At 66.6% G+C, this 3,044-nt stretch carries 4 protein-coding genes; 3 read left to right on the top strand and 1 reads right to left on the bottom strand.

The genetic code is table 11. The features are described 5' to 3' along the window. Positions 1–175 precede the first annotated feature (175 nt). Genes dcd through VL752_RS15970 form a run of 3 tightly spaced genes read left to right on the top strand, consistent with a single transcriptional unit; the run spans position 176 to position 2,441 of the window. Complete coding sequence (gene dcd / locus VL752_RS15980) at positions 176–730, top strand: dCTP deaminase (RefSeq protein WP_325356853.1); 555 nt, start codon at positions 176–178, stop codon at positions 728–730. 25 nt (positions 731–755) lie between these two features. Further along, complete coding sequence (gene murA / locus VL752_RS15975) at positions 756–2,018, top strand: UDP-N-acetylglucosamine 1-carboxyvinyltransferase (RefSeq protein WP_325356852.1); 1,263 nt, start codon at positions 756–758, stop codon at positions 2,016–2,018. Between the two features lie 51 nt (positions 2,019–2,069). Next, positions 2,070–2,441, top strand: coding sequence for a VOC family protein (locus tag VL752_RS15970; RefSeq protein WP_325356851.1), 372 nt, complete (start codon positions 2,070–2,072; stop codon positions 2,439–2,441). On the opposite strand, the gene VL752_RS15965 is transcribed toward VL752_RS15970, so the two are convergent. Continuing rightward, positions 2,432–3,044: phosphoribosyltransferase (locus VL752_RS15965; protein WP_325356850.1), on the bottom strand; the 613-nt coding region annotated here is incomplete at its 5' end. The genes VL752_RS15970 and VL752_RS15965 overlap by 10 nt on opposite strands.

Here is a 3,044-nt window from a genome sequence, read left to right as displayed (position 1 = left end):
GCCGCGGCGCTGCGTGCCAATCTCCGTCGCCGCAAGGAGCAGGAGCGTGGGCGCGAAGGGGCGCCGTCCGAGACCCTCCCAGCGCACAAGTTGTTTCAAGATATTTCAGAGTGAGCTAGAGGGGAGACTTGCGGCCCGCGCGCCCAAGACCTTTCGAGTCCCGGAGTCCTGCCCCATGTCCATCCTGCCTGATCACGAGATTCGCCGCCTGGCAACCGAGCAGGGGATGATCGACCCCTTCGTCGAGACCCAGAAGCGGGACGGTATCGTCAGCTACGGCCTCTCCTCCTACGGCTATGACGCGCGGGTCGCGGAGGATTTCAAGATCTTCACGAATGTGGACTCGGCGGTGGTCGACCCGAAGGCCTTCAATCCGTCGAGCTTCGTGGACCGCAAGACGCCGGTCTGCATCATTCCGCCGAACAGCTTCGCGCTGGCCCATACCGTCGAATATTTCCGCATTCCGCGCGACGTGCTGGTGATTTGCCTCGGCAAGTCCACCTATGCCCGCTGCGGCATCATCGTGAACGTGACGCCGCTGGAGCCCGAGTGGGAAGGCCAGGTCACGATCGAGATCAGCAATACGACGCCACTGCCCGCCAAGATCTACGCCGGCGAGGGCATCTGCCAGTTCCTCTTCCTGCGCGGCGAAAGCGCACCCGAAATCAGCTACGCCGACAAGGCCGGGAAATACATGGGGCAGCGCGGCGTCGCGCTGCCGCGCATGTGATCTGACGCGACTGGAACCCAGACGAATGGATCGTATCAGGATCATCGGCGGCCGGCCGCTGCACGGTGAAATTCCCATCGGCGGTGCCAAGAACGCCGCGCTTCCCCTCATGGCGGCGGGCCTGCTCACGGATGAGCGGCTCGTCCTGACCCGCGTGCCGCGTCTCGCCGATATCGTCACCCTGGGCGATCTCCTCGCCCAGCACGGCATCGCTGTCGAGAAGACGGATGCGGAAGGGCGTGTTCTCTCGCTCGGTGGCGCCATCACCAATACCGAGGCGCCCTACGACATCGTGCGCAAGATGCGTGCCTCCATCCTCGTGCTCGGACCCTTGCTCGCCCGCTGCGGCGAGGCGCGGGTTTCGCTGCCCGGTGGCTGTGCCATCGGCACGCGGCCGGTCGATCTCCACCTCAAGGGGCTGGAGCAGATGGGCGCGCTGATCGAGCTTGAGGGCGGCTATGTCGTGGCGAAAGTGCGCGGGCGCCTGAAGGGCGCCACCATCATCTTTCCCATGGTCTCCGTCGGTGCGACCGAAAACCTGCTGATGGCGGCGAGCCTGGCGGACGGACAAACGGTGCTGCGCAACGCGGCGCGCGAGCCCGAGATCATTGATCTCTGCCACTGCCTCACCGCCATGGGCGCGCGGATTTCCGGCATCGGCACGGGTGAACTGGTGATCGAGGGTGTGGAACGCCTGCATGGTGCGACCCATGCCATCATCCCCGACCGCATCGAGACCGGCACCTATGCCTGCGCTGTCGCCATCGCGGGCGGGGAGGTTCTGCTGCGTGACGCGCGAATGGACCATCTCGGCGCCGTCGCGCGGGTGCTGGAAGAGGCCGGCATCGCGATCACCGAACTGCCCGAGGGCGTGCGCGTGCAGCGCCGCAACGGACTGCACGGCGCCGATGTGATGACGGAACCCTATCCCGGTTTCCCGACCGACATGCAGGCCCAGTTCATGGCGCTGATGACGGTCGCCGACGGCGCCTCGATGATCACCGAATCGATCTTCGAGAATCGTTTCATGCATGTGTCCGAACTCACCCGCATGGGCGCGCGAGTGAATGTGCACGGGGCGTCGGCCATCGTGCGCGGCGTGCCGCAACTCGCCGGCGCGCCGGTGATGGCAACCGATCTGCGCGCCTCCTCCTCGCTGATCCTCGCCGGACTTGCCGCGAGGGGCGAGACCGTGGTCAGCCGCGTCTATCACCTCGATCGCGGCTACGAGGATGTCGAGGGCAAGCTTTCGGCGGTGGGCGCGCGGGTCGAGCGTCTCAAAGACTGACGACGGGTCTCGCTCTGCGCTAGCCTCCGCCCTTTCTGGGCGGAGGTTCCTGTGCTTGACCATGTGACCCTTGGCGTGACGGATTTTTCGCGCGCGCGGGCCTTCTACGCGGCCGCACTGGCGCCGCTCGGCATCGTTGAGATGGCGGGTGACGGCACCGCTTACGCGGGCTTTGGCGAGGGGCAGAGCCCCTATTTCTGGATCGGTCCGAAAGCCGGCCCGCTGAGCGGCGTGCACATCGCCTTCGCGGCGGCGGACCGCGCGACGGTGGACCGTTTCCACGCGGCGGCGCTGGCGGCAGGCGGACGGGACAATGGCGCGCCAGGGCTGCGGCCGCAGTACCACCCGGACTATTACGGCGCCTTCGTGCTCGATCCGGACGGCCACAACATCGAAGCCGTCTGCCACAAGCCTCAAGGCTGATCCGGCCACCAGCCGTCTGCGCGCCTACTGAAGCGCGGTGTGGCGAAGACATGGGCGATGGGAAAGGGATCGTCGGCCGAATCGATCCTGCCCTGACGCATGGCGACGACGGCGCCGACCACGCAGACATCAGCCCGCGCCAGAAGGGTGGCCGCAGCGTGCAGCGAGGCGCCGGTGCTCGCCACATCATCCACCACCAGCACCCGTTTTCCGGCGAGGCGCGGCAGGATGAGCGGATCGACGTAAAGGCGCTTGGCCGCAGCGGGCGAGGTGATGGAGCGGATTTCGACCGAGAGATCGTCCCGGTACCAAAATTTTCTGGAATAGCCGAGAGCCACGAAGTTGGCGTGACCGAGAACGCGGGCAAGACCCGGCGCGAAGGCAAGGCCCAAGGTCGGCAAGCCGACGATCACGTCCGGCTGGAAGCCTCGCGCGAGTTCCGCCATCGCGGCGGTGAGCCGGTCAATAACCGGAAAACTCGCCTGATTGGCGATGAGGGAGGCGAGGGCCCGGTCCGGCGCGGGCAGGGAGCGGATCGGCAGGTCCAGGATATCCGCGCCCACCGCCACGCTGTAGCGATCCTCATAAGGTGGCCCGGCGACG

It is taken from the genome of Acidisoma sp., assembly GCF_035492295.1.
Lineage (GTDB): Bacteria > Pseudomonadota > Alphaproteobacteria > Acetobacterales > Acetobacteraceae > Acidisoma.
The sequence above is the reverse complement of the archived record's forward strand: the minus strand, read 5'-3'. Positions and strand labels throughout refer to the sequence as shown.

Coding starts and splice junctions, on each gene's coding strand:
- dcd (WP_325356853.1), top strand. CDS start 176: ATGTCCATCCTGCCTGATCACGAGATTCGCCGCCTGGCAACCGAGCAG.
- murA (WP_325356852.1), top strand. CDS start 756: ATGGATCGTATCAGGATCATCGGCGGCCGGCCGCTGCACGGTGAAATT.